Here is a 26,198-nt window from a genome sequence, read left to right as displayed (position 1 = left end):
CCGCACCCGGCGTGCAGCGCCTCGGGGGAACGGAAGGGGAAGGTGCCATGGGGGCTTTCGTCGCATTCGTGGCGGTGGCCGGGTTGGTGGTCGTCGTCTTCGGTCTGATGTTCGGCGCGCGGGGGCGTACGGGCCGGTCGCGGCGGTCGAGCGGGTACAGCAGGACGAGCGGGACAAGCGCGTCGGGCGGCTGGTGGGGCGGTGGTGGCCACGGTGGCGGTGGAGCTTCCTGCGGCGGCGGCTCCTCGTGCGGTGGAGGAGGAGGCGGCGGAGGAGGCGGCTGCGGAGGAGGCGGCAGCTGACACGGGACAGTTGCGACGGGACGGCTGACACGGGGCAGCTGGTCCATGCGGACGCGCCCGGCGGGTCGCGCCGTCCCTGCGGGGACGGTCGTGGTAATTGCCGCCGGGCGCTCTGTCGTTGACGATCGGTACGCCACGGGTTGACGACGGAGAACAGTTGAACTGTGGGGCCCTCGGGGGGATGGAAACCCTACGAAGTTGGGTAAAAACGCTGTGGCAGCGCTCCCGTCCATGATTCCCTCTTAAGCGTCAAATCAGCCCTCGGACGACTCGTGGGCAGTAAGCCGGCGAACAGCCTCAGCGGTGTGCCTTCCGGCGCGTCCCGGTGCGTACCGGCCCAACCTCCACTGCGTGTTTGCGGAGCCGACCCATGCTCACGACCCTCAAGACCTCGTACACCGACACGCGCGCGTCCGACCTCGCCTGGGCGCTGGGGCGGGAGCCGCTCCCTGCGCTCAGCGTGCTGGACGTCGAACTCGAAGGCGCCCATGTGCAGTTGAGGCTGCTCGGCGCCTCACATCAGGTGCTGCTTGAGCAGGAGGTGGGCACCTGTTCGGAGACCGTCGCCTGCATCCCCGGCAGCAGTACGCCCTTACCGCTCGGTGTCGCCAAGCGGCTCGCCGACTGGGAGTACGAGTTCGCGGCACGCGTCGAGACCCTCTCGCCCGGCTCCTTCGCGGGCCGCGCCCAGGAGTTGCTCGCGCTGGTCGCGGACCATCCCAACGGCCTCGCCGGGGTCTTCCCCGGCAGTCCGGACGCGTTCACGGCCATGCTCGTACAGCGACACGAAGGGCAGGTGCACTGGCGGACTTGGCACGCGTACCCGCAGGAAGGGCAGTTGGTCGCCACCCGCACGCGAGTCGCCGCGCGCGTCCCGGCGCCCCTCTGAGTACGGGGCGAGCACGCTAGTTGCACACGTTCGGGTGACATGCTGCTCGCGGTCGGCGACGTAGCGTTACGAGGGTGATCGACCAGCCTGCGCTTGAGCCCACCCTGCCCGGCGCGCCCTCGCACCGGGACCCGGAGGGGGTGGCGCGGCTGCCCGTGACGCCGCGTACGGGTCGGTTCCTGGTCCTTGTGGGTGTGTTCATCTGTGCGGCCTGCGGACTGGTGTACGAACTCGAACTGGTCGCCCTGGCCTCGTACTTGATCGGCGACTCGGTCACCCAGGCCTCCGTCGTGCTCTCCGTGATGGTCTTCGCGATGGGCATCGGCTCGCTGCTGGCCAAGCGGCTGCGCTGCCGGGCCGCCGCCGGGTTCGGGGCGATCGAGGCGGTGCTGGCGCTGGTCGGCGGGTGCAGTGCGATGGCGCTGTACGCGGGCTTCGTCTGGGGCGTCGAGACCCGTGCCCTGCTGGTGGCGTTCTCGCTCGCCATCGGGGTGCTGATCGGCGCCGAGGTGCCGCTGCTGATGACGATGATCCAACGGGTGCGGCGCCAGGACGCGGGCGGCGCGGTGGCCGACCTGTTCGCCGCGGACTACGTGGGCGCGCTGGTCGGCGGCCTCGCCTTCCCCTTCCTTCTCCTGCCGCTCTTAGGGCAGTTGACCGGCGCGCTGCTCACCGGCGCGGTGAACGCCGTCGCGGGCGGCGCGCTCGTCCTGTGGCTCTTCCGGCATGACCTGACCGCGCGCTCCCGCTGGGCGCTGCTGGTCGCCAACGCGCTGGTGCTCGGCATGCTCGGCACCGCCGCCGTACTGGTCGACGACTTCGAACGGGCCGCGCGGCACACCGTGTACGGGTCCGACGTACGGGTCGCCGTACACACCGACATCCAGGAGATCGTGCTGACCGGACGCGAACACGGCACCCTGAACCTGTTCCTGGACGGCCGGCTGCGGGTCAGCGGCCGCGACGAACACCGCTACCACGAGGCACTGGTACACCCCGCGATGGACGGGCCGCGGGCGCGCGTCCTGATCCTCGGAGGCGGGGACGGGCTGGCCGCGCGCGAGGTGCTGCGGCACCCGGGCGTCCGCAGCGTCGACGTCGTCGAGCTCGACCCCGGCGTGGTCGAGCTGGCCCGTACGGACCCGGGGCTGAGCGCGCTCAACCGGCAGGCCTTCGGTGACGACCGGGTGCGGGTCGTCACCGACGACGCCTTCAGCTGGCTGCGGAAGGTGCGGGACGGGCCGCGCGCGGCGGGCGCGCGGGGCCCGTACGACGTCGTGATCTCCGACCTGCCCGACCCCGGGATCACCGAGTCCACCAAGCTCTACTCCCGCGAGTTCTTCGGCCTCGCCGCGCGGACGCTCGCCGACGACGGGCGGCTCGTGGTGCACGCGGGCCCGCTGCGCGGCCGGACACGGATCTTCTGGACGGTCGACTCCAGCGTGCGGTCGGTCGGGCTGCGCACGGTGGCCTACCGGGAGCGGGGGCGGCTCGCCGGGTTCGCCGCCGGGCCCGACCGCGCCGCCGCGTCCTCGCCCGCGGCGGGCGACTGGGGCTTCGTACTCGCCGCGCGTACGCTGCCGACGCTGGGCCTGGCCGAGGGTCTTGGGCGGCGCTCGCTGACCCGGGACACGCTCGCCGTCGGGGCGCGGGCGGCGGAGCGGACACGGGTGCCGGGGCTGCCGCCGTCGACCCTGGTGCACCCTCGCTACGCGGACTGACCCGGCCCGACTCCTCCCCTGAGGCTCCCCCGGATCCTCTCGGCTCCCCCAGGCGCATGAACAGAATCGCGGCTTCACGGGCACGAGAGGGCCGTACGTGAGTAGGCTCGGCTGACATGGAGCACGAGGCGTTCGTTCCGGTTCCGACCGAGCCCCTACGACAGGCGCTGGGGGACCCCGCGCGGGTCGCCCGCGCGATCCCGGGGCTCCAGCGTGATGCTGCCGACGCGGGGGTCGCGGGCCGCCTGAAGGTCCGCATCGCGGGCCACACCATCACCTATCGCGGCACCCTGCGCCTCACCAAGCAGCCATCCCGTGACTACACGATCGAGGGCGACGCCACGGAATCCCGTGGCGCGGGCACCGTCAAACTCGCCCTGACCCTGCGCCTGTCCCCCACGGACGACGGCACCACCCTCACCTTCTCCGGCACCGCCACCGCGGACGGCCGAGCCGCCGAACTCGAACCCGCCGCCGTCGACTCGGCCACCCGCCGCCTCCTGAACCGCTGCGCCGCGGGCCTGGCGACGGAGGCGGCACGGGGGGCGGCGGCCGACGACGACGGGGCGTCGCCGGATGCGGCTGACGTGGACGCTGACGCGCCGTCGCCGGGCATGGACGAGTGGGCGGACAACGGCGGCGCGGTGCTGGGCGGGGGAGGTGCCGCGACTGACGACCGCGCGACTGACGACCGGGCGGCGGGCGTCGGTGATGCGGAAGAGGGCGAGGAACAGGCCGAGGAAGCGGACGAGGTGGCCGAGGTCGCCGACCCGGTGGTCGATGGTGGCGCGGGTCTGGACGACGACGGTGTGGCCTCTGTGTTCGACACCGAGGTCCCGCCCCCCTCCCTCGCGCGGTTCGACGACGAGGACATGTCGCCGCCCGCCGAAGCCGCGCACGCACGACGGACCATGATCGGGCGGAGTGCGGAAGAGGTCGACCACGCGCCGCCGCGCGGCCGGTACGCGCCCGTTCCGGCGCCCGCGACCACCGTCTCCGCGAGCGACGCACTGCGCTGGGCGGCGCCCGCAGCCGCGCTTGTGGTCGCGTCGGCGATCGTCGCGGGCCGGGTGCTGCGACGCCGTAAGTAGGCGCGGTACGTCGACGCGGTACGTCGACGCGGTACGTCGACGCGGTACGTCGACGCGGTACGCCGACGTTGTACGCAGATGTGCGAGCGGTCCGGGAGTAAGAGGATCTAGGGTCGGGCGTGTGACTACACAGGACGACGAGATCACGCTGCGCGCGGGCGACGCGGAGCTCACCGTGCGGCCGGGCAACGGCTGCCGCATCAGCAACCTGCGCGTCGGCGGCACCGAGGTACTGCGGCAGGGCGAGCGGTACGGCTCGTTCCCCATGGTCCCCTGGTGCGGCCGCACCGAGAACGGCCGGTTCCTGAACGGCGCCAGGCAGCACCAGCTGCCCGTCGACGACCCGCCGCACGCCATCCACGGCACCGTCCGCGACGTGCCCTGGCGCCTCGCGCACGCGGGCGAGCGCGAGGCCGCGTTCACGTACGACCTCGTCGAGCCCTGGCCCTACCGCGGCCGCGTCACCCAGACCTTCGAGCTCGCTGAGGGCGGGAGCGAGCTCACCGTACGGCTCGGGGTCGAGACGTACGACGACTCGTTCCCGGCGCAGGTGGGCTGGCACCCCTGGTTCCGCCGCACCCTCAGCGACAACGGCGACGGCGGCAAGGACGTACAGCTCGACTTCACCCCCGCCTGGCAGGAGGAGCGCGGTGACGACCACCTCCCCACCGGCCGCCGCGTCGACCGCACCCCAGGGCCCTGGGACGACTGCTTCGGCATGCCGGACGGCGTCGACGTGACCCTGACCTGGCCCGGCGAACTGGAGCTGAAGGTCACCAGCCGCGAGCAGTGGGTCGTGATCTACGACGAACAGCCCGAGGCGGTCTGCGTGGAGCCGCAGTCGGGACCGCCGAACGGCCTCAACACCCACCCCCGCCAGGTCACCCCCATCGACCCCCTGGAAGCCTCGATGACCTGGTCCTGGCGACGCCTGTAGCAACCCGCACGAGCGCACGACCTAAGCTGGCAGTCATGAGCGACGACGTACGCAGCGACCTCCTGCGCCAGATCAAGGACAAGGCCGTGGTCCACGGCAAGGTGACCCTCTCCTCGGGCCTGGAGGCCGACTACTACGTCGACCTGCGCCGGGTCACCCTCGACGGCGCGGCCGCCCCGCTGATCGGCCAGGTCATGCTGGACCTGACCGCCGAGCTGGACTTCGACGCCGTGGGCGGCCTCACCCTGGGCGCCGACCCCGTCGCCACCTCGATGCTGCACGCCGCCGCCGCGCGCGGGAAGCAGCTCGACGCGTTCGTCGTACGCAAGGCCGCCAAGGCACACGGCATGCAGCGCCGCGTCGAGGGCCCGGGTATCGAGGGCCGCCGCGTCCTGGTCGTCGAGGACACCTCCACCACCGGCGGCTCCCCGCTGACCGCCGTCGAGGCGGCCCGCGAGGCCGGTGCCGAGGTCGTGGGCGTCGCGACGATCGTGGACCGGGCCACCGGGGCCGCCGAGAAGATCGCCGAGGGCGCCGGAGTGCCGTACCTCTTCGCCTTCTCCAAGGACGAGCTCGGCCTGGACTGAGTCCGTACCGGCCTGCACCGGCCCGTACCGAGCTCGTACCGGCCCGCATCGACCCGTACCGGCCCGTACCGAGTCCGGGGCTGGAGCCGTCGGCCGAGTCTGGAAAGATGGGGGCGACGATGACGTCGCCCCCCTCAGTGAGGGGCCCTACGGTCAGGGCCAAGCAACCCCACCCGCACATCCAAGGAGCGGACAGATGCCCATCGCAACCCCCGAGGTCTACAACGAGATGCTCGACCGGGCGAAGGCAGGCAAGTTCGCCTACCCGGCCATCAACGTCACCTCCTCCCAGACCCTGCACGCCGCACTGCGCGGCTTCGCGGAGGCGGAGAGCGACGGCATCATCCAGATCTCCACCGGTGGCGCGGAGTTCCTGGGCGGCCAGCACAGCAAGGACATGGTCACCGGCGCGGTCGCGCTCGCCGAGTTCGCGCACATCGTCGCCAAGAAGTACGGCATCACGGTCGCGCTGCACACCGACCACTGCCCCAAGGACAAGCTGGACGGCTACGTCCGCCCGCTCCTCGACATCTCCGCCGAGCGCGTCGCCAAGGGCGAGAACCCACTGTTCCAGTCGCACATGTGGGACGGCTCGGCCGAGACCCTCGCGGACAACCTGGCCATCGGCCAGGAGCTGCTCGCCAAGGCCGTCGCCGCCAAGATCATCCTTGAGGTCGAGATCACCCCGACCGGCGGCGAGGAGGACGGCGTCAGCCACGAGATCAACGACGAGCTGTACACCACCGTCGACGACGCACTGCGTACCGCCGAGGCGCTCGGTCTGGGCGACAAGGGCCGGTACCTGCTCGCCGCCTCCTTCGGCAACGTCCACGGCGTCTACAAGCCGGGCAACGTCGTGCTCCGCCCCGAGCTCCTGAAGGACCTCCAGGAGGGCGTCGGCGCCAAGTACGGCAAGACGTCCCCGTTCGACTTCGTCTTCCACGGCGGCTCCGGCTCCACGGCCGAGGAGATCGCCACGGCGCTGGAGAACGGCGTCGTGAAGATGAACCTGGACACGGACACCCAGTACGCCTTCACCCGCCCCGTCGCGGACCACATGTTCAAGAACTACGACGGTGTGCTGAAGGTCGACGGCGAGGTCGGCAACAAGAAGACCTACGACCCGCGCACCTGGGGCAAGCTCGCCGAGGCGTCGATGGCCAAGCGCGTCACGGAGGCGTGCGCGGCGCTGCGCTCGACGGGCACGAAGCTGAAGTAAGCGGCAGTGTGACAAAAGGGCTCGGTCTCCCACGAGGGAGACCGAGCCCTTCCGCTTTCTTCCTTCTCTTTTCTTCTTCCGTTTTCTGTCTACTGCTTCAGCTCGGCGTACGCGTCGGCGCTGCTGTCCTTCAGGAACTCCCAGCACCGCTCGGACTCTTCGGTCTCGTTGATCGCCCCGGCCGCGCGGGCGAGCGCGGCGAGGCAGCGCAGGAAGCCGCGGTTGGGACGGTGCTCCCAGGGGATCGGGCCGTGCCCCTTCCACCCGGAGCGGCGCAGCGCGTCCAGGCCGCGGTGGTAGCCGGTACGGGCATAGGCATACGACTCGACCACGCGCTCCGCCGCGAAGGCGTCGTCCGCGAGCATCGCCCAGGCCAGCGAGAAGGTGGGGAAGTCCGCCGCGACCTTCTCGGGCGTCGCGGACTCCTCGCCGAGGAGCCGGTACGCCTCTTCGTTCTCCGGTAGATGGGTTGGGGCGGGGCCGCCGAGCAGGTTCTCGTGAGTCGTCATGGAGGAAGTCTGCCACTGACCCGGGGCTCAAGCGGCAGCGAGTTCGGCCGCTCCGAAGGAGACGTCGAAGCGGTCGCACCAGATGCTGACGCTGGTGTACTCGCCCAGGTCGAGGTCGGCGGGCAGGGCGTAGTTCTGGTCGCCCTTGTTGCCCTTGAGCTTGCCGAGGTCCTGGTACTTCCCGTCATCGAAGACGCCCCACCCGGCCTTCCCTTCGATCACCGGGGCGTCGGTGATCCATACCCGCAGGTCCGGACCGTTGCTGGTGTCCAGACCCTCCAGACGCAGGGTGCGGGAGCCGTCCGGGAGCTCCAGGACCCGAGCCGTGCCGGTGGTCTTGTGCTCGTGCGTGACGAGCTCGCCGCCGACGAGGGTCTTGGGCTCCGCGGGCGGGGCCGGGGGCTCGGAAGCGGTGTCGCCCGCGGGCGCGTCCTTCGGGGGCGTGCCGGTCGGGGCCGGGGTCGGGGTACTCGCGGCGACCGGCAGTTCCTCCCGTACGGTCTCGTCCTGCCACAGCTTCCACGGCTGGAACCAGTACGCCCCGAACGCGGCCGCCAGCACGGCCACCGCCAGCGCCCCGATCACCACGGGTCGCCCCAGCATCTGTCGTACGCGTCCCACGCCTGCCTCCTGCTTCTGAAGTGCTCGTCTCGTCCCCCCGATTCAACGGGAGCGACGGGCCGAATGTCCGCACTCCCCGGATGACGGAATCCTTACGGCGGCCCGCGGGTCTCGGGCCTGGCGCCGACTCACGCCTAGCCTGTCGGCATGCGCGTACTAGTCACCGGCGGCGCCGGGTTCATCGGATCGCAGATCGTGGCGGAGCTCGGGGCGGGCGGGCACGAGCCCGTCGTCCTCGACGCGCTGCTGCCGTCCGCGCACGCCCCACACCCTGCCCCGCCCAAGGAGTGGCTGGTCGCGGACGTACGGGACCGCGAGGCGGTCGCGGCGGCGCTGCGCGGCGTGGACGCGGTATGCCACCAGGCGGCGATGGTCGGCCTCGGCAAGGACTTCGCCGACGCCCCCGACTACGTCGGCTGCAACGACCTGGGCACGGCGGTACTGCTGGCCGAGATGGCACGGGCCGGGGTGGACCGGCTGCTGCTCGCCGGGTCGATGGTGGTGTACGGGGAAGGCCGCTACGAGTGCCCCGCGCATGGAGTGGTGCGCCCCGGGCCACGGGCGGTGGCCGACCTGGAGGCGGGCCGCTTCGAGCCGCGCTGCCCCGGCTGCGGGGCGGAGTTGCGGCCCGGCCTGGTCGGCGAGGACGCCCCGACCGACCCCCGCAACGTGTACGCGACGACCAAGCTCGCACAGGAGCACCTGGCGGCGGCCTGGGCGCGGGCGACCGGCGGCCGGGCGGTGTCCCTGCGCTACCACAACGTGTACGGCCCCGGCATGCCCCGCGACACCCCGTACGCCGGTGTGGCCTCCCTCTTCCGCTCGGCACTGGCCCGCGGCGAGGCCCCACGTGTCTTCGAAGACGGCGGCCAGCGGCGGGACTTCGTCCACGTACGCGATGTGGCCTCGGCCAACGCGGCGGCCCTGATGGGCCTGGACGAGCTGTCACCGGGCGCGTTCGCGGCGTACAACACGGGCAGCGGTGACCCGCACACGGTCGGCGAGATGGCCCGCGAGCTGGCCGCGGCGTACGGCGGCCCCGAGCCGGTGGTCACAGGCGAGTACCGGCTGGGCGATGTCCGCCATGTGACGGCGGACTCGGCGCGGCTGCGGGCGGAGCTGGGCTGGAAGCCGGAGGTTGGATTCGGGGAGGGGATGAGGGAGTTCGCGCGGGCGCGGCTGCGGTGACCGGGTTGCAGTTCCGGCGCGTGCTTGGGGCGGGCGAGCAGGCCTACCGCTAGCGGCCAGGGGCGCAGCGAGCGCACCGGCACGGGGGCCACTCCGCGGACACCAGTGGGGGCAGGCTGTCTGAGCTGTGGACGGTCTGCTGCGGACCGAAGGTCCGGCCGCTGTCCCGAGAGATCCGGATCGTCATCAACGGGCGCTCGGTAGGCGTTTGTGCGCTCACCGCGCCTCCTCTGGACACTTGCCGACGTGCCGGTACACCACGACGGGCGCCCCCGACGTACGTTCCATGGAGCCCCGGCGCACAGGCTCAAGCGACCGGATCGGCTGCCTGCACACTGGGCATGTCTCCCCAGCGGGGGCGTAGGTCGTGTACTCCCACTGGCTCGCGTCTGTATCGCTCTTGTCCGCCATGATCGCGTCGTCCCCTCGTGCGTGTCGGTTTGGTGATCGTCCCGCTGGTCACTGGGATGTGAGAACCTCGTACATTTCCCACTTCAGGACGTCCCTCAGCGGGTACAACGTCCCTAACCGCGTCCGCGAGTTGGGGGAATGACCATGCTGAACGAGCGTCTACGGGCCGTCATGGCTGCCGGAGGCTGGACGCACCGTGACTTGGCCGAGGCGACCGGTGTGGACCCGAAGAGTGTTGAGCGGTGGGTCAACCTAGGGCGTACGCCACGGCGGGCAACGGCACTGAAGGCGGCTGAGGCCCTGGGCGAAGACGTGTACGCGCTGTGGCCGGAGCTCCGTCAAGTGAGAGCCGCACGGGCGGTCAGCCCTGAGCTTGTCGCGCTGTACGACCAGCGGGCGGACCTTCCCGTGTCCGTGTTCGTGGATCTCCTCGCAGCGGCACACGAGCGGATCGACGTGCTGGTGTACGCGGCGGTCTTCCTGCACGAGGCGTACCCCCGGCTGAACGACCTGCTACGGGAGCGGGCCAGCGAGGGGTGCGAGGTCCGGATCGCCCTGGGTGACGCCGACAGCGCCAACGTCCAACAGCGAGGCCAGGAAGAGAAGTTCGGTCACGGCATCGAGTCCCGCTGCCGCCTCGCGCTCATGCACTACCAGCCGCTGCATGAGGTGCCCGGCATTCAGATCCGGACACACGGGACGACCCTTTACAGCAGCCTCTACCGCGCCGATGACCAGGTCCTGGTGAACGCCCACGTCTGGGGAGCGAACGCGTACAAGGCGCCCGTGTGGCATCTGCGGCGCCACGGGAACGGGGGTCTGTTCGACACCTACGCGGAGAGCTTCAACGCCGTATGGGAGACGGCCCGACCAGTGGAAGGGTGAGCCCATGGCACGCACCGAGTACTACGACGACCCGAATGCGCCGAAGCCCAACAGCCTGGTCGTGGCCGCTTCCGCCGTGGTGACGGACGGAGAGGGCCGCATCCTGCTACAGCGACGCCGGGACAACGACCTGTGGGCGCTGCCGGGCGGGGGCATGGACATGGGCGACTCGCTGCCGGGCACGGCCGTCCGTGAGGTTAAGGAAGAGACCGGTCTGGATGTGGAGATCACGGGGCTGGTCGGTACGTACACCGATCCTCGCCACATCATCGCGTACAGCGACGGAGAGGTGCGCCGCCAGTTCAACGTGTGCTTCGCGGCACGCGTCGTCGGCGGAACCCTGGCCATCTCGGACGAGAGCACGGAACTCCGCTTCGTGGACCCCCGAGAACTGGACGCACTGCCCATGCACCACACCCAGCGGCTGCGCGTCGGACACTTCCTGGAGCACCGAACCTCGCCGTACCTGGGATAGCGCGAAGCCAAGCGCAGAGGTCGTCAGGCGCCGGATGGCCCACCGGCTCGGACCTGTGCCAGCACCTGGTCGGCCAACCGCTGCGGGGGTAGCTCGCCGTCCAGGAACACCGTGTCGCTGGGCAGGGCGTCGGCACCGGCCATACACGGTTCGATCCTGGCCTTGCACCAGCGCCGGACCCGCTCGTCCTGCTCGGGGTTGTCCGGGGTGAAGCTCCGGCCGTCGATCCGCTCCTCCAGGACCTCTCGGGAGACCTTGAGGAAGAAGTGGTGAACGTCGATGCCCGCGTCCTTCAGTACGCCGAAGATCTCACCGACATACCCGGGGTTGACCACGGTCATGGGGACCAGGACCGGGCGGCGGTACTCCTCGACCAGCCCTACCGCCAGGTCGCCAACCTGGCGCCGCCACAGCCGAAGATCCTGGAAGTCGCCGGTCGGCACTTCCACGATCTCGCGCAGCACATAGCCGACCATCTCCGGGTCATAGACCAGTGCTTCGGGCCAGCGTGGACGCAACTCGTCCACCAGCGTGCTCTTCCCGCTGCCGAACGCACCGTTCACCCAGACGATCAACGTCATCCTCTCCGCCCCGATGCCATGCCCGTGCGTCGGGCCCCGACATGTCGAATCAGCATGCTGTGCGGCCTGGGTGAGGCCACAGACCCTTGCCAGATCATGCCCGAAAGATCGCTGAGCAGGGCCGAACCCCGCTGCCGAGCGGGGCGCTACACCCCCGCCGCCGGAAGCGTGACCTCGAAGCAGCAGCCGCCGGATACGTTCCGTACCGCGGCCTGGCCCTGGTGGGCCTCGACGATGCCTCGGACGATCGCGAGGCCGAGGCCTGCACCGGCCGGAGGTGTGCGTGCGTGGGTGCCGCGCCAGCCCGTGTCGAAGACGCGCGGGAGGTCCTCGTCGGGGATGCCGCCGCAGCCGTCCGTCACGGAGAGGACCACGCCGTCGGGGGAGCGGTGGGCGGCCACCGCGACCGTGCCGTCCGCGGGTGTGCGGCGGATCGCGTTGATCAGGAGGTTGCCGAGGACCCGGCTCATCTCGCCGCTGTCGACCTCGATCGGCACCGCGTCGATTCGGTCGCCCACCAGTCGTACGCCGTGCTCGCGCGCCAGCGGGTCCGCGCCCGCGAGCGCGTCGCCGACCAGGTCGTAGACGGAGATCCGGGACGGGGTGAGGGCGAGTGCGCCCGCGTGGATGCGGGAGAGTTCGAAGAGGTCGCCGACCATGGCGTTGAGGCGCTCGACCTCGGTGCGGATCTGGCGTAGGTAGCGGTCGGGGTCGGCTGCCATGCCGTCCTCCAGGGCCTCGGACATGGCCCGTAGCCCGGCCAGCGGGGTCCGCAGGTCGTGGGAGATCCAGGCGACCAGTTCGCGCCGGGACTTCTCCAGGGCGCGCTCCCGCTCCCGTGACTCGGCCAGTTTGGCGCTGGTGGCCGCCAACTCTCTGGTCAGGGCGGACAGTTCGGCGGTCGCCGGGCCGGTGGGCGCGGCGAAGCTGCCGTCGTCGCCGAAGGAACGGGCCGCCAGGGTCAGTTCCTTGCTGCGGGCGACGACCCAACGGCCGAGCAGGACCGCGGTGGCCAGTGAGACCACCGCCGACATGGCGACGACGATGTTCACCACGGTCATGTCGTGCGGCGAGATGAACATCTCCCAGCAGACGAAGAGCGTCCCGGCGAGCATCGCGGTCACTGCGACGGCGGGGACCACGGACATGTGCACCACCAGCGACTGGTTCCGCAGCAGTCGCAGGGCGAGGGCCCCGAGCAGGCCCGCGAGCGCCGCGCCGAGGAAGGCGAGCAGGGCGATGACGAGAAAGTCCATCATGGGGTCAGTCCTCGGTCCGGGGCGGTGCGGGGTGGTCGCTGGTCGGCGGTACGGGACTTTGGCTGGTGGGCGGTACGGGGCCTTGGCTGGTCGGCGGTACTGGGCTTTGGCTGGTGGGCGGTACCGGGTTTTCGCTGGTGGGCGCGTCGTCCGGGACGTCCAGTCGGTAGCCCACCCCCCACACCGTCTGGATCAGCCGCGGCCTGGCCGGGTCGTCCTCGACCTTGCCGCGCAGTCTGCGGATGTGCACCGTGACGGTGGACAGATCACCGAACTCCCAGCCCCACACCTCGCGCATCAGCTCCTCGCGGCTGAAGGCCCGCCCGGGGTGCCGTAGGAAGAACGTGAGCAGGTCGAACTCGCGGATGGTGAGGGCGAGTTCGGTGTCGCCGCCCTTCGTGGCGCGGCGGGCGGCCGGGTCGACCGAGAGACCGGCCGCGGCCAGTGGCGCGGCCGGGCGCGGGACCGCCACGGCGGCCTGGCTGCGGCGGAGCACCGACTCGACCCGGAGGACGAGTTCGCGCGGGCTGAACGGCTTGGTGACGTAGTCGTCCGCACCTATCTCCAGGCCCAGGATGCGGTCGTCCTCGTCGCCACGGGCGGTGAGCATGATGACCGGCACCGGGCCTTTGGCGCGCAGCCTCCGGCAGACCTCCAGGCCGTCCATACCGGGCAGCATCAGGTCCAGGACGACCAGGTCCGGCCAGTGGGCGGCGGCGCGCTCCAGCGCGACGAGGCCGTCCTCTGCGCGGTCCACGTAGTATCCGGCGCGGTCGAGATAGCCCGCGACGACCTCGGCGACGGTGGGGTCGTCGTCCACGACGAGTACGCGCGGTGCGCGGCCCTGCGGTGGTGTCTGCATACGGCCAGCGTCGCACCGCACCCGTGCAGGTGGGGCGCTGGGGCGCTCTCGGGCTGCCGATGTCCGCGATTCGTAAGAACCTAAGGTCAGTTATGTCCGTTTCCTCTTCGTAGGGTGAGTGACGTGACCCACTCCACCTCCCCCTCGGACCCCCCACGGGTCGATGTCGTCCTGCCCTGCCTCGACGAGGCCGCCGCGCTGCCCTGGGTGCTGGAACGCATCCCAGCGGGCTGGCGGGCGATCGTCGTGGACAACGGCTCCACCGACGGATCGGCGGACGTCGCCCGCGCCCTCGGCGCCACCGTGGTGTCGGAGCCGCGGCGCGGCTTCGGAGCGGCTTGCCACGCCGGTCTGACGGCGGCCACGGCCGACATCGTCTGCTTCTGCGACTGTGACGCCTCACTCGACCCGGGCCTGCTCGAACCCTTCGTACGCGCCGTCGCGGCGGGGGACGCGGACCTGGTCATCGGCCGTCGGCGGCCCCAGACGCGTGGCGCCTGGCCGCCGCACGCGCGGGCGGGCAACTTCGCCCTGTCCCACATGCTGCACCGCCGCACGGGCGTACGGCTGCACGACATCGGCCCCCTGCGTGCGGCCCACCGCGCGTCCCTCCTGGGCCTCGGCCTCACCGACCGCCGCAGTGGGTACCCGCTGCAGATGGTCGTACGGGCGGCCGACGCGGGCTGGCGGATCGAGGAGCGGGACGTCCCCTACCTGCCCCGCACCGGCAAGTCGAAGGTCACCGGCACCTGGCGCGGCACCTGGCACGCGGTCCGCGACATGCGGCAGGTACTCGCGGAGCCACCGTGGGCGGGCGCGGCGGCGGGCCATCCCGGCGCGGCGGCAGCGGGCGACCACGGGACGGCGGCACCGGGCCGCCACGGCACCCCGGCACCGGGCCACCACGGCGCGGCGGTACCGGGCCACCACGGCACCGCGGCACCGGGCCACCAGGAAGGCTCGGCACCGGGCCACCACGGCACCCCGGCAGCGGGCCGCCACGAAGGCCCGGCACCGGGCGACCAACAGCGCTCGGCCCCGCGCCACCAGGAGCGCACGACATCGCGCCACCACGAAGGAGGCACACCGTGAGCACCACAGTGCTGGTGATCGCCAAGGAGCCGGTGCCGGGTCGGGTGAAGACCCGGCTCACCCCGCCCTGCACGCCCAGCGAGGCGGCCGGACTCGCCGAGGCCGCGCTGGTCGACACGCTGCGCGCCGTGGCGGCCGCGCCCGCAGGGCGCCGCGTGCTGGTGCTGGACGGGGCGCCGGGGGACTGGCTGCCGCCCGGCTTCGATGTCGTACCGCAGTCCGGCGGCGGGCTCGACGAACGCCTCGCCGCCGCCTTCGCGGGGTGTAGAGGACCCGCCCTGGTGGTCGGGATGGACACCCCGCAGATCACTCCGGAGCTGCTCGCCCCGGCCCTCGGGCCCGAGGCCTGGCAGGGCTGCGACGCCTGGTTCGGACCGGCCGCCGACGGGGGCTTCTGGGCGCTCGGCCTGGCCGACCCCGACCCCGGGCTGTTGCGCGGGGTGCCCATGTCCACACCCGAGACCGGCGCCGCCCAGCGGGCCCGGCTCACCGCGGCCGGGCTACGGGTACGGGACCTGGCGGTGCTGCGCGACGTCGACACCGTGGACGACGCCGAGCAGGTCGCTGCCGCGGCCCCCGGCACCCGCTTCGCGGCCGCGTTCGCCCGCCTGGCCCTGGCCACCGGTCGATGAGCGCCCCGGCACGGCCGCAGGCCCGTGGTGTCGTCTCCTGGGCCACGGACCCGTACACCGACGCCCTGCGCAACGGTCACGGCCCGCTCTTCCTGCGCCGCAACGACGGCTGGCTGCTGCCGCTGGAGGTCGAGCGCTGGTGCGCCGGTGCCGGTACGGCCGACCTGTCCGCGCTGCGCCGCTGCGAGGGGAGCGTGCTGGACATCGGCTGCGGCCCGGGACGCCTGGTAGCCGCGCTCGCCGCACGCGGCCACCGTGCCCTGGGCATCGACGTCAGCGAGGCGGCCGTCGCGCACACCCGGCGCCTCGGCGGCTCGGCGCTGCGCCGCTCGGTCTTCGACCCGCTGCCGGGCGAGGGACGCTGGGGTACGGCCCTGCTCATCGACGGCAACATAGGCATCGGGGGCGACCCCGACATCCTCCTGGCCAGGGTCGGGGAGCTCATCGCCCCCGGCGGTCTGCTCATCGCCGAGGCCGCGCCGGTCGACATCGACGAGCGGGCGCAGGTACGTGTCGACGACGGCCGGGGGGCCACCGGCGACCTCTTCCCGTGGGCCCGCCTGGGCACCTCGGCCCTGCTGGGCTACGCCCGCGCGGCGGGCTGGCGTCCCGTCGGTCAGTGGACCTGCGACGAGCGCCCCTTCGTCGCGCTGCGTCGCCACCGCAGCAGCAGCCACAGCCCGGACCCCGCGAACAGCGCGGCCGACACCAGCAGCCAGCGGGACAGGAACACGTCGGCGGGCAGCGCGGTGACCGATTCGTAGCGCGCCCCCTGCCCGGTGATCAGCGGAAACCAGACCAACAGGAGCAGCCCGGAGAGGAAGGCGGGTACCCGGACGAAGTTGACCCAGGGCAGCCGCCGCCGTCCAGACCGGCTCGCGGCGGCCCGCAGGACACGGTCGGCGACCGCGTACAGCGGCACCAGGACGAGATCGTGCACCAGCGCCGCGCCGACGAACCACACCGCGATCATCAGCCAGTCCCCGTCCAGGAGCCGCACTCCCGCGTAGCCCGCGAGCGCGAACGAGGCCAGCAGGAGCAGGAGCTGGTACGGCCCTTCGCCGTACCAGCGCCGGAACCGGCTCGCGAAGCTGCCTGCGAACCGGCTCGCGAACCGACTCATGAACCCGCTCCTGAAGCCGTACGTGCGTGACGTCATCGCAGCTCTCCAAAGCTCAGCCTGGACACCCACTTGGTGTTGAGCACTCCCGGCGCGGCCGGGACGATGATCCGCGCCGGATACCCGTGATCCGGCGACAGGTCCTCGCCGTTGACCTGGAGCGCCAGCAGCGACCGCGCGTCCCGTACCTGGTTGTCGCGCAGCGCGGCCCTACGGAAGGCCCCGCGCAGCTGGAGGGACTCCACCAGGACATCGGGCGCCGCCCGGTCCGGGTCGAACCCGGCCAGCGCGGCCAGGTCCCGCAGCCGCACCCCGCGCCACCACTGGTCGGACGTCGACCACCCCTCCACGCAGGCGATGGGCAGGGCCGCGCTGTGCAGCGACAGGTCGAGCAGATCGTCGCGTGACAGGCGGATGTCGTCGCCGCGCGGCCCGCTGAGTGTCAGCCGCCACGCCTCACCCGTGTCGGCCGGCCTGATCCCCCGCATGGCGGCCGTCTTGTTGACCTGGAAACCGTTCGGCCCGGAGCCCGGCTCGTCGCCCCCGTGCGGCGCGAGCAGCGCCGTGTGCCGCAGCGGCCCGTCGAAGTTCTGCCCCGCCGTGGTCGCGAGCAGCAGCAGCGACCCGCCGCCGACCATGCCGAGGGCGCCGCGCCGGGAGATGCTCGGCTCGGCGGGGCGCGGCGACACCAGCTCCTCGTCCTCGCCGTCGTCATTCCGCGAGCGACGGTCGCGCAGCACCCGCAGCGCCTTGGGCAGCCGCAGCCCCACATGCGCGACGAACGCGGCGAAGAACACCCAGGAGCCGTAGAAGTGCAGCGGGTAGAACGAGCCAGGGAAGACGTACTCCAACTGGATGTTGAGCACCCCGGTGAGGAACACGAACAGCGCCCCGCCGACCAGCAGCAGCAGCGAGATCCGCTCCAGCGCATGCCCCACGGACCGGGCCGGAGGCAGCGTGAACAGCTTCGGCACCACCGACCACAGCTTCGCCAGCAGCACCGGGATCAGCGCGATGCCGACCGTGACGTGCAGGCCCTGGTTGAGCCGGTAGAGCCAGTGCGGGTCGGTGGGCCAGTCGAAGAGGTAGAACCCGAGCAGGCCCTTGTCCGGTGTCTTGTCGTTGACCGGGGCCAGGTTCGGGTTGTACGCGGCGTACGACAGCAGGCCCGTCACGAAGAGGAGCGTGAGCCCTACCAGCAGCACGATGCCGAGTACGGACGTCAGCCAGGGGCCGCGCAGGGGGCTGCGCCAGAATTCGGGCTGGGTGGGGTTGGTGATCTGCGGTGTCTCGCGCATGGTCCGACGCTATGCCGGGTGATCGGCGTGGCGGGTGCTGCGACGCATGACGAAACCCTGACGGTCCAGTGACGGCGGCCGCCGCAGGGCCCGTACCCGCCGATCCCGGCCTAACGTGCACACGTGACCCCCGAAGCACCCCCTGACCCTCGACCCGGCACCCGCCCTGACCTGATCGCCGCAGGCCTCGGCGTCGTACTCGTCACGGCCGCCATCATCATCGGCACCGCCATCGACCGCCCCAACGGCACCCCCGGCAGCCTCCACCTGAACTGGCCCCCGCTGTACGCCAGATGGTCACCGCACCTGGGCCCCGGCACCCCCGCCGCACTCGCCGTGGCCACCGCCGTCATCGCGTACGGCCCGACCCTCGCCGTACGCCTGAAGTGGCGCGCCCTGGTGCTCACCGCGCTCGCGGCGTCCACGGCCTGGATCTGGTCGCTCGCACTGATCGACGGCTGGCACGACGGGATCGCCGAGCGGCTCACGACCAAGCACGAGTACCTCCAGGTCATCGACCGCTTCGACGACATCCCGGCAACCCTGCGCGACTTCACCAACCACATCCTGATGAGCTCGCCGGACAACTGGCCCGCACACACCGCGGGCCACCCGCCAGGCGCCACGCTCACCTTCGTCTACCTCGACCGCATCGGCCTGGGCGGCGGCGCCTGGGCAGGCGTCTGGTGCATCACGATCGGCGCCACCGCCGTCGCCGCCGTCCTGATCGCGCTACGCGCCCTGGCCGACGAAGAGACCGCCCGCCGCGCCGCACCGTTCCTGGTCCTGGCGCCCGCCGCGATCTGGATCGGCACATCGGCGGACGGCTACTTCGCGGCCGTCACGGCCTGGATGATCGCGCTGCTGGCCCTGGCCGCGACCCGCACGACCCGCTTTCCCGCGGCCGCCGCGCTGGGCTCCGGCCTCCTCCTCGGTCTCACCTTCATCCTCTCCTACGGCCTGACCCTGTTCGGGCTGGTCGTCGCCGCGGTCCTGCTGATCGCTCGCACCTGGCGCCCCCTGCCGCTCCTCCTGCTCGGTGCGGCGGTCCTCCCGCTCGCCCTCACCTTGGCGGGTTTCAACTACTGGGAGGCGTACCACCTGCTCGTAGAGCGCTACTACGAGGGCGCGGGCGGCAACCGCCCGTACGGCTACTTCGTCTGGTCCAACCTCGCCGGCACGGTGCTCGTCATCGGCCTCGCCACCGTCGCGGGGCTCCGCCGTACCCTGGCGGCCGTCCCCGCGGCCGTACGACGCCTGCGCACCGGCGAGACGACACCCGCCGACCGCTTGGTCGCGCTGGTCCTGGCCGCGCTGGTGGCGCTCCTCGCCGCCAACCTGTCCGGCATGAGCAAGGCGGAGACAGAGCGCATCTGGCTTCCCTTCGCGACGTTCCTGCTCCCCGCCGCCGCACTGCTGCCCGCCACCGCCCGCCGCTACTGGCTGGCCGCCCAGGCCGTACTGGCCCTGGCGATCAACCACCTGCTCTTCACAGGATGGTGAACACAGGACGCTGAACACGGGACCCCGGAGGTCGGCCACCTGTCGACCCCGGAGGTCGGCCACCTGTCGACCCCGGAGGTCGGCCACCTGCCCGCCTTGCCTTGGCGCGCGCCGCCACGGATGATGCGCTGTGGGGCCCGTGCGGTGCGTACAGCACGCGTACGCGGCCCGAGGGGACCGGGGCTCCGATACCGAGCGAGGAAGGGGCGGACCGCTACCCGGTAGTACGTATCGAGGAGACAGCGATGTCGCAGTACCCCGATGCCCCCGTAGCAGGTTCGGATACGCCGAACCTGGACTTCGCGGGCACCACCCCGTACGAGGACTACGTCCAGGCGGACGTCCTCACCCACCTCCAGCACCCGCTCTCGGACGACCCGGGCGAGATGGTCTTCCTGGTGACGACCCAGGTGATGGAGCTCTGGTTCACCGTCATCGTGCACGAGTGGGAGACCGCGTCCCGCGCCCTGCGCGAGGACGACATCCCGGTCGCGGTGGCCGCGCTCAAGCGCAGCGTCCGTGAGCTGGAGGCGCTGAACGCCTCGTGGAAGCCGCTGGGCCAGCTGACCCCCGGCCAGTTCAACTCGTACCGCTCCGCGCTCGGCGAGGGCTCCGGGTTCCAGTCCGCGATGTACCGGCGGATGGAGTTCCTGCTGGGCGAGAAGTCGGCGTCCATGCTGGTCCCGCACCGGGGCGCGCCGCGTGTCCACGCGGAGCTGGAGAAGGCGCTGCACGAGCCGAGCCTGTACGACGAGGTGCTGCGGCTGCTGGACCGGCGCGGGTACGAGGTCCCCGAGGCCGTCCTCAAGCGCGACCTGGGGCAGAAGTACGAGCCGTCGCCGGAGGTCGAGGCGATCTGGGCGGCCGTGTACGGAGACGAAAGCGAGGCGTCGGACAGCGAGCTGCTGCGGCTCGGCGAGGCGCTGACCGACGTCGGCGAACTGGTCTGGCGCTGGCGCAACGACCATCTGGTCGCGACCCGGCGCGCGATGGGTTCCAAGACCGGTACGGGCGGCTCGGCGGGTGTCGCCTGGCTGGAGAAGCGGGCCGTGAAAAACGTGTTCCCCGAGCTGTGGACGGCGCGCAGCCATGTCTGATTCCCGCTCCGAATCCCAAGAGCTGGCCCAAGAGCTGACCCAAGAGCTGGCCGGAGAACTGGCCGAGAAGGCCGCGGCGCTCGACGCCGCCGACGAACTGGCCAAGCTGCGCGAGCAGTTCGTGCTCGACGACGTCGTCTACCTGGACGGGAACTCGCTCGGGGCGCTGCCCCGCGCCGTGCCCGCGCGCCTCGCCGACGTCGTCACCCGCGAGTGGGGCGAACTGCGTATCCGCTCCTGGACCGAGTCCGGCTGGTGGACGGCACCCGAGCGGATCGGCGACCGGATCGCACCGCTGGTCGGTGCGGCGCCGGGCCAGATCGTGGTCGGCGACTCGACCAGCGTGAACGTACTCAAGGCGGTCGTGGGGGCGGTGCGGCTGGCGCATGCGCCGGGCACCGCCGATCCCGCGGCCGCCGCGGCGGCGGCACGGCTCGCCGCGCCGTCGGGTACCGCCCCACCGGCACGAGCCGTCGGCGCGGTACCGGTACGGGACGAGATCCTCGTGGACGAGGGCACCTTCCCCACCGACGGGTACATCGCCGAGTCGGCGGCCCGGCTGACCGGCTGCCGCCTGCGCGCCGTGCCCGCCGTGGAGATCGCCGCCGAGGCCGGGCCCCGTACCGCCGCCGTGCTGGTCAACCACGTCGACTACCGCACCGGACGGCAGCACGACCTGCCCGGCATCACCGCCGCCGTGCACCGGGCGGGCGCGTACGCGGTGTGGGACCTGTGCCACAGCGCGGGCGCGCTGCCCGTCGGGCTCGACGCGCACGACGTCGACTTCGCCGTCGGCTGTACGTACAAGTTCCTGAACGGGGGCCCGGGTTCGCCCGCGTACCTCTATGTGGCCGAGCGCCACCAGGCGGCCTTCGACTCGCCGCTGCCCGGCTGGAACTCGCACACCGACCCCTTCGGGATGCGGCCGGAGTACGCGCCCGCGGACGGCGCCGTGCGCGGGCGCGTCGGCACCCCCGACATCCTGTCGATGCTCGCCCTGGAGACGGCACTTGACGTCTGGGACGGGGTGTCCATCGAGGCGGTGCGCGCGAAGTCGCTCATGCTGATGGACTTCTTCCTGGAGTGTGTCGAGGCGTACGTGCCAGGTGGCCGGGTCAGCTCGATCACCCCGACCGCGCACGCCGACCGCGGCAGCCAGGTCGCGCTGCGCTGCGAGGGGGCCGCCGAGGTCATGGAGGAACTGATCGCGCGCGGCGTGGTGGGCGACTTCCGGCCACCGAACGTCCTGCGCTTCGGGTTCACACCGCTGTACGTCTCCTTCGCCGATGTACACCGGGCGGCGCGGGTTCTGGGAACCGTGCTGGGCTGATAGCGTCCGGCGGATTCGTCCCTCCGCCGTCCCGAACTGGGGTTTCGCCACAGTTCAGGACGGCGGGCGGGGCGGGCCCGTTCCGTACGCTCCCCACCGCAGAGAGGCCCGCAGCATGCCGGACGACGACGCGATCGCCCGAGACGCCGCCGAGGCGGAGTCGGCCTTCTCGCACCCCGCCGTCGCCCCCGACGCCACCGCCGCGTACGGCGACCACCCGGATCAGGTCATCGAGTTCTACGCCCCGCGGGACGTGGCTCAGGCCGCCCCCCTCGTCATCGCGCTGCACGGCGGTGCCTGGCGCTCCCCCTACGACCGGCAACACCTCACGCCGTTCGTGGACTTCCTGGCCCGCCGTGGCTTCGCCGTCGCCAACGTCGAGTACCGGCGCGGGAGTTCCCTCCCACTCCAGGGCAGCCAGGGCCCGGTCGCCGGGCGCTGGCCCGAGACCTTCGACGACGTCGCCGCCGCACTGGACGCGCTCCCCGGACTCGTACGCGAGTACGCGCCGCAGGCCGACCCGCGGCGTACGGTCATCACCGGGCACTCGGCGGGCGGCCACCTCGCCCTGTGGGCCGCGTCCCGCCACGTACTGCCCGCCGACTCGCCCTGGCACGCGCCGTATCCGGCCGGGCTGCGCGGGGTCGTCGCGCTCGCGCCGATCGCGGACCTCGCGGTGGCGGCGGAGCTGGACGTGTGCTCGGGGGCCGTGACGCAACTCCTCGGTGGTGAGGGGGAGTTCAAGGCGCGGCGGCCGCAGGCCGACCCGGCCCTGCTGCTGCCCACGGGGATCGCGACCACGCTCGTGCAGGGCCGTGACGACATCGTCGTCCCGCATGCGGTGTCCGAGGCCTATGCCGACGCGGCGGGGCGGGCGGGGGAGTTGGTGGGGCTGACGCTCCTGGAGGACGTCGGGCACTTCCCGCTGATCGACCCGGCGGCGGACGCGTGCGCGGTGGTGGCCGAGGAGATCGCCCAACTGGCCTTCTGACGGCCTGAGGTCGCTTCCTCATTGCGGACAGAACCTGACCGCAAGCGTTCCTACGGTGGTTCCAACCAGCCCGCCAAGCCCAGTGGAGGAGCCCCCATGACCGTTCTCGTCACCGGAGCCACCGGAACCGTCGGCCGCCACATCGTCGAACACCTCCTGCTCAAGGGCGAACGGGTCCGCGCCCTGACCCGCGATCCGCGACGGGCCGCGCTCCCCGATGGCGTGGAGGTCGTCCAGGGGGATCTCAGCGTCCCCGACAGCCTGGTGCCCGCCTTCGGCGGGGCCACCGCCGTCCATCTGATCACCTTCGACGGGGAGCAGTTCGCACCGCTGGAGACCGGCCCGCGCCTCGTCGAACTCGCCGAGAAGGCCGGGGTACGGCGGATCACCGTCCTGCACGGCGGCGGTCCGACGCCGCTGGAGGACGCCGTACGGGCGAGCGGGCTCGACTGGACGGTCCTGGTGCCCGTCGAGTTCATGTCCAACGCCCTGGCGTGGGCGGACGGCATCCGGGGCGCGGACGAGGTCCGCGAGCCGTTTACGGACCGGCTCAGCGCGATGGTCCACGAGTCCGACATCGGCGCGGTGGCGGCCGTGGCGCTCACCGAGGGCGGGCACGGCGGACAGGAGTACGTGATCACCGGCCCCGAGGTGCTCACCCTGCGGGACAAGGTGGACGCGATCGCGACCGCGCGCGGCCGGGCGGTCCGCCTGGTGGAGCTGACCGAGGAGCAGGCGCGCGAGCAGTGGGCGGCGCAGGGCATCCCCGCCGGCACGGTCGACTTCCTGGTCATGGTGTACGGGAACACCCCGCCCGTGGGCCGGACGGTGGCCGACACTGTGGCGCGGGTCACCGGACGTCCGGCGCGTACGTTCGTGGAGTGGGCCGAGGCGCACGCGTCAGCGTTCCGCGCGTAGCGCGTAGTACCTGCGACGGACGGCGGAAGTCCGCACCGCTGTGGACGACGGCCCGCCGCGCGCCGCCTACCGTTCGTAGCGTGAACGAGACAGCCGCGAACGAGACAGTCCAGACCCCGGCCGCGTCGGGCGCGGACGGCCCGCGCAGCGAGCTCCGGCTCCTGCGCGGAGCCCTCCGCGTGCTGCGCGAGGATCTGCTGACCGGGGCGTTCGCGCTGCGGCCCCTGCCGCCGCTGGCCGATGGCGCCGGGCCGCTGCGCTGGATACCGGCGCGGCTGCGGCCGTACGCGCGGTGGCTGCCGCATGCCTCGGTGCTGCTGGGAGCGTTCTTCCTGCTGGCCATCGGCACGGTGGCCGCTCCTGGAGCGGGTGACGGCTTCGAGGCGCTGTTCGTCGGTGTGCTCGCCGCCGCTCCCGTGGTGCTCACGCTCTTCCGGCCGGTCGCCGCCTTCTGGCTCTCGTTCGTGACCACGTTCGTAGCCATGGTGCTGGCGGGCAGTGCCGTGGCCTACCCGTGGACCGTCAGCGGCTTCCTCGCCCACCTGGTGGTGCTGGCCCAGGTGGCGCTCAGGTCGCGGCCCCGGGTCGCTGCCGAGATGTGGGGGCTGACGGTGATCTTCGGCATCGTCGCCACCCGGGGCTTCAACGACGGGTCGCACGTGGTGGTGGCGATGGGCCTGCTCTCCGCCCTCACCCTCGCCGCAGCCGTCTCCGTACGCGGCTGGACGTCCGCCCGCCACGAGGTCGCCGTCAAGGAACGCGAGGTCGTCGCCAAGGAGGAGGTGACCCTCGTCGAGCGCTCCAAGCGCACCCTCCTCGAAGAGCGCACGAACATCGCCCGCGAGCTGCACGACGTGGTCGCGCACCACATGTCGGTCGTCGCCATCCAGGCGGAGGCCGCGCCCTACCGCGTCGAGAACCCGCCGCCCGAGCTGGAGCGCGCCTTCGCCACGATCCGCGAGAACGCGGTGGCCGCGCTGACCGAACTGCGCCGGGTGCTCGGCGTCGTACGGGCTGCGGACTACGAGGCGCCGGACGCACCCCAGCCCACCCTCGCGGACCTGGACGGCCTGCTGGGCAACGTCCGCGACGCGGGGCTGACCGTCTCCAAGACCGTCACCGGGGCGGTGCGCGAGCTGCCGCCCGGGGTGGAGCTGTCCGCGTACCGCATCGTGCAGGAGGCGCTGAGCAACTCGCTGCGGCACGCGCCGGGCGCTGTGGCCGCCGTGGAGATCTCATACGTACTCGGGGGGCTCGGTCTGCGGGTGGTCAACGGCCCGCCGACCGGCCTGGTGAAGCCCTCACCAGGGGCGGGCCACGGCATCACGGGCATGCGCGAGCGCGTCTCGATGCTGAACGGCGAGATGACCGCGGCGGCGACGGACGACGGCGGTTACGAGGTCGCCGTCTTCCTCCCCGTCCCACTGCCGGCGCCGGCGCGCGAGGAGCAGGCGGCATCGCGCGAGGAGCAGCCGTCATGACGATCCGAGTGCTGATCGTCGACGACCAGATGATGGTCCGCGAGGGCTTCTCGGTCCTGCTGAACGCGATGCCCGACATCGAGGTGGTCGGCGAGGCGGTGAACGGCCACGAGGCCATCACGCAGGTCGCCGCGCTGCACCCGGACGTCGTCCTGATGGACATCCGGATGCCGGGCCTGAACGGCATCGAGGCGACCCGCGCGGTCGTCGCGTCCGACGCGGACGCCAAGGTGCTGGTCCTGACCACCTTCGACCTCGACGAGTACGTCTACGAGGCGCTGCGTGCGGGCGCGTCCGGCTTCCTCTTGAAGGACGCGTCGGCCCGCCAACTGGCCGACGGCGTACGGGTGGTGGCCGGTGGCGAGGCCCTGCTCGCGCCCACCGTCACCAAACGCCTGATCTCGGAGTTCGCCCAGCTGGCCGACCGGGCGCGGCCACCGGCCGGGGCGTACGGCGACCTCACCGAACGCGAGACGGAGGTTCTGGTGCTGATCGCGCAGGGGCGCTCCAACGCGGAGATCGCCGCGGACCTGGTCGTCGCCGAGTCCACCATCAAGACCCACGTCAGCCGCATCCTGGTGAAGTTGGGGCTACGCGACCGCACCCAGGCGGCGGTCTTCGCGTACGAAGCCCGCCTGGTCACCCCTGCCTGAGGCCCGCCTGGTCACCCCTGCCTGAGAGCCTGTTTCTGACCCCCGCTACGGGCCGGGCGTCGCCCGCGCGGCCAGGCGCGCGTTCCAGCGGTTGAGCACGTCCTGGAGTTCGTTCTTCAGGAACTCGAAGAACTCCGCGCTCTCCGCGAGGCGCCGCCCCGCGTCGGTGTCGCCGCCGACGACGTCGACCCCGTCGGTGAGTACCCGCTGCCAGCGGTCCAGGAGCTGGTCGCGGCGGGTCATGGACGCGAACCAGACGTGGTTGTGCAGCCGGTACCGCTCGCGGCGGGAGCCGGGCTCCCGCTCGCGGCTGACCAGGCTGACCTGAGCGAGATAGCGGACCGCGCCTGAGACCGCGGCCGCGCTGATCCGCAGCCGCTCGGCGAGCTCCGCGGAGGTGAGGGTGCCGCCCTCCTCGACCAGCAGGCAGGCGAACACCCGCGAGGGCATCCGCGGCATCCCGGCCTCGGTGAGCTCCGCGGCGAAGCGCTCGATGAAGGCCGCCACCGCCTGCTCGTCCCGCCGGTTCTCTTCTATGTCGCCCAT

General features: G+C 72.1%; 25 protein-coding genes and 1 pseudogene. 19 read left to right on the top strand and 7 right to left on the bottom strand.

Going from position 1 to position 26,198, the window contains the following annotated elements; genetic code table 11:
* Positions 1-672 precede the first annotated feature (672 nt).
* The 6 genes from U9R90_RS15930 to fbaA all read left to right on the top strand — a co-directional run bounded on the left by U9R90_RS15930 (position 673) and on the right by fbaA (position 6,746).
* Positions 673-1,191, top strand: coding sequence for a DUF2617 family protein (locus tag U9R90_RS15930; RefSeq protein ID WP_411057097.1), 519 nt, complete (start codon positions 673-675; stop codon positions 1,189-1,191).
* Positions 1,192-1,265: 74 nt separating this feature from the next.
* Positions 1,266-2,912 carry a polyamine aminopropyltransferase gene (locus U9R90_RS15925; RefSeq protein ID WP_411057096.1) on the top strand — a complete coding sequence of 549 codons (1,647 nt, stop codon included), beginning with the start codon at positions 1,266-1,268 and terminating at the stop codon, positions 2,910-2,912.
* A gap of 116 nt (positions 2,913-3,028) precedes the next feature.
* Positions 3,029-4,003 carry an SRPBCC domain-containing protein gene (locus U9R90_RS15920; protein ID WP_411057095.1) on the top strand — a complete coding sequence of 325 codons (975 nt, stop codon included), beginning with the start codon at positions 3,029-3,031 and terminating at the stop codon, positions 4,001-4,003.
* Between the two features lie 121 nt (positions 4,004-4,124).
* A complete protein-coding gene (locus U9R90_RS15915; protein WP_411057094.1) occupies positions 4,125-4,940 on the top strand; it encodes an aldose 1-epimerase in 816 nt (271 codons plus the stop codon).
* A 35-nt stretch (positions 4,941-4,975) separates the two neighbouring features.
* A complete protein-coding gene (gene pyrE, locus U9R90_RS15910) occupies positions 4,976-5,527 on the top strand; it encodes an orotate phosphoribosyltransferase (protein WP_411057093.1) in 552 nt (183 codons plus the stop codon).
* Between the two features lie 196 nt (positions 5,528-5,723).
* Positions 5,724-6,746 carry a class II fructose-bisphosphate aldolase gene (fbaA, locus tag U9R90_RS15905; RefSeq protein ID WP_411057092.1) on the top strand — a complete coding sequence of 341 codons (1,023 nt, stop codon included), beginning with the start codon at positions 5,724-5,726 and terminating at the stop codon, positions 6,744-6,746.
* A gap of 89 nt (positions 6,747-6,835) precedes the next feature.
* Here fbaA and U9R90_RS15900 read toward each other — a convergent pair whose 3' ends face one another.
* Both U9R90_RS15900 and U9R90_RS15895 read right to left on the bottom strand, forming a co-directional pair.
* Entirely contained in the window at positions 6,836-7,255 is a 420-nt protein-coding gene (locus U9R90_RS15900) for a DUF3151 domain-containing protein (RefSeq protein ID WP_411057091.1), read from the bottom strand.
* A gap of 27 nt (positions 7,256-7,282) precedes the next feature.
* Positions 7,283-7,876 carry a DM13 domain-containing protein gene (locus tag U9R90_RS15895; protein WP_411057090.1) on the bottom strand — a complete coding sequence of 198 codons (594 nt, stop codon included), beginning with the start codon at positions 7,874-7,876 and terminating at the stop codon, positions 7,283-7,285.
* A 147-nt stretch (positions 7,877-8,023) separates the two neighbouring features.
* On the opposite strand from U9R90_RS15895, the gene U9R90_RS15890 reads away from it, so the two are divergent.
* The 3 genes from U9R90_RS15890 (at position 8,024) to U9R90_RS15880 (ending at position 10,835) form a co-directional block, all read left to right on the top strand.
* Complete coding sequence (locus U9R90_RS15890; protein ID WP_411057089.1) at positions 8,024-9,064, top strand: NAD-dependent epimerase/dehydratase family protein; 1,041 nt, start codon at positions 8,024-8,026, stop codon at positions 9,062-9,064.
* Between the two features lie 555 nt (positions 9,065-9,619).
* Positions 9,620-10,360: a helix-turn-helix domain-containing protein gene (locus U9R90_RS15885; protein WP_411057088.1), complete on the top strand. Its 741-nt coding sequence runs from the start codon at positions 9,620-9,622 to the stop codon at positions 10,358-10,360.
* A 4-nt stretch (positions 10,361-10,364) separates the two neighbouring features.
* A complete protein-coding gene (locus tag U9R90_RS15880) occupies positions 10,365-10,835 on the top strand; it encodes an NUDIX domain-containing protein (protein ID WP_411057087.1) in 471 nt (156 codons plus the stop codon).
* A gap of 23 nt (positions 10,836-10,858) precedes the next feature.
* Here the strand turns inward: U9R90_RS15880 and U9R90_RS15875 are convergent, their stop codons facing one another.
* The 3 genes from U9R90_RS15875 to U9R90_RS15865 all read right to left on the bottom strand — a co-directional run bounded on the left by U9R90_RS15875 (position 10,859) and on the right by U9R90_RS15865 (position 13,537).
* A complete protein-coding gene (locus tag U9R90_RS15875) occupies positions 10,859-11,410 on the bottom strand; it encodes an AAA family ATPase (RefSeq protein ID WP_411057756.1) in 552 nt (183 codons plus the stop codon).
* Between the two features lie 152 nt (positions 11,411-11,562).
* Positions 11,563-12,675 (bottom strand): sensor histidine kinase, encoded by a 1,113-nt coding sequence (locus U9R90_RS15870; RefSeq protein WP_411057086.1) that lies wholly within the window; start codon positions 12,673-12,675, stop codon positions 11,563-11,565.
* Between the two features lie 4 nt (positions 12,676-12,679).
* Entirely contained in the window at positions 12,680-13,537 is an 858-nt protein-coding gene (locus tag U9R90_RS15865; protein WP_411057085.1) for a response regulator, read from the bottom strand.
* A gap of 114 nt (positions 13,538-13,651) precedes the next feature.
* Here U9R90_RS15865 and U9R90_RS15860 point away from each other — a divergent pair.
* The 3 genes and pseudogenes from U9R90_RS15860 to U9R90_RS15850 all read left to right on the top strand — a co-directional run.
* A pseudogene (locus U9R90_RS15860) lies at positions 13,652-14,344 on the top strand (glycosyltransferase family 2 protein); the annotation flags it as partial.
* 281 nt (positions 14,345-14,625) lie between these two features.
* On the top strand, positions 14,626-15,261 hold the full coding sequence (locus U9R90_RS15855) for a DUF2064 domain-containing protein (protein ID WP_411057084.1): 636 nt from the start codon (positions 14,626-14,628) through the stop codon (positions 15,259-15,261).
* Positions 15,258-16,025, top strand: coding sequence for a class I SAM-dependent methyltransferase (locus U9R90_RS15850; protein ID WP_411057083.1), 768 nt, complete (start codon positions 15,258-15,260; stop codon positions 16,023-16,025). Before U9R90_RS15855 ends, U9R90_RS15850 begins: the two co-directional genes overlap by 4 nt.
* 391 nt (positions 16,026-16,416) lie before the next feature.
* Here the strand turns inward: U9R90_RS15850 and U9R90_RS15845 are convergent, their stop codons facing one another.
* Complete coding sequence (locus U9R90_RS15845) at positions 16,417-17,679, bottom strand: molybdopterin-dependent oxidoreductase (RefSeq protein WP_411057082.1); 1,263 nt, start codon at positions 17,677-17,679, stop codon at positions 16,417-16,419.
* 123 nt (positions 17,680-17,802) lie between these two features.
* Here U9R90_RS15845 and U9R90_RS15840 point away from each other — a divergent pair, with 123 nt between their 5' ends.
* From U9R90_RS15840 to U9R90_RS15810, 7 genes are all read left to right on the top strand, one after another.
* The gene (locus U9R90_RS15840) at positions 17,803-19,182 is read left to right on the top strand and encodes a hypothetical protein (protein WP_411057081.1); all 1,380 of its coding nucleotides are present in this window, start codon (positions 17,803-17,805) and stop codon (positions 19,180-19,182) included.
* A 245-nt stretch (positions 19,183-19,427) separates the two neighbouring features.
* Positions 19,428-20,279 (top strand): tryptophan 2,3-dioxygenase family protein, encoded by an 852-nt coding sequence (locus U9R90_RS15835; RefSeq protein WP_411057080.1) that lies wholly within the window; start codon positions 19,428-19,430, stop codon positions 20,277-20,279.
* The gene (locus U9R90_RS15830) at positions 20,272-21,609 is read left to right on the top strand and encodes a kynureninase (protein ID WP_411057079.1); all 1,338 of its coding nucleotides are present in this window, start codon (positions 20,272-20,274) and stop codon (positions 21,607-21,609) included. Before U9R90_RS15835 ends, U9R90_RS15830 begins: the two co-directional genes overlap by 8 nt.
* A 115-nt stretch (positions 21,610-21,724) precedes the next feature.
* Positions 21,725-22,600: an alpha/beta hydrolase gene (locus tag U9R90_RS15825; protein ID WP_411057078.1), complete on the top strand. Its 876-nt coding sequence runs from the start codon at positions 21,725-21,727 to the stop codon at positions 22,598-22,600.
* A gap of 96 nt (positions 22,601-22,696) precedes the next feature.
* Entirely contained in the window at positions 22,697-23,518 is an 822-nt protein-coding gene (locus U9R90_RS15820; protein ID WP_411057077.1) for an NAD(P)H-binding protein, read from the top strand.
* A gap of 80 nt (positions 23,519-23,598) precedes the next feature.
* Complete coding sequence (locus U9R90_RS15815; protein ID WP_411057076.1) at positions 23,599-24,999, top strand: sensor histidine kinase; 1,401 nt, start codon at positions 23,599-23,601, stop codon at positions 24,997-24,999.
* The gene (locus U9R90_RS15810; protein WP_411057075.1) at positions 24,996-25,652 is read left to right on the top strand and encodes a response regulator; all 657 of its coding nucleotides are present in this window, start codon (positions 24,996-24,998) and stop codon (positions 25,650-25,652) included. The genes U9R90_RS15815 and U9R90_RS15810 overlap by 4 nt, the downstream gene beginning before the upstream one ends.
* A 45-nt stretch (positions 25,653-25,697) precedes the next feature.
* On the opposite strand, the gene U9R90_RS15805 is transcribed toward U9R90_RS15810, so the two are convergent.
* A complete protein-coding gene (locus tag U9R90_RS15805; RefSeq protein ID WP_411057074.1) occupies positions 25,698-26,198 on the bottom strand; it encodes a GbsR/MarR family transcriptional regulator in 501 nt (166 codons plus the stop codon).

Source organism: Streptomyces sp. E11-3 (assembly GCF_046540415.1).
In the GTDB taxonomy this organism is placed as follows: Bacteria; Actinomycetota; Actinomycetes; order Streptomycetales; family Streptomycetaceae; genus Streptomyces.
The sequence above is the reverse complement of the archived record's forward strand: the minus strand, read 5'-3'. Positions and strand labels throughout refer to the sequence as shown.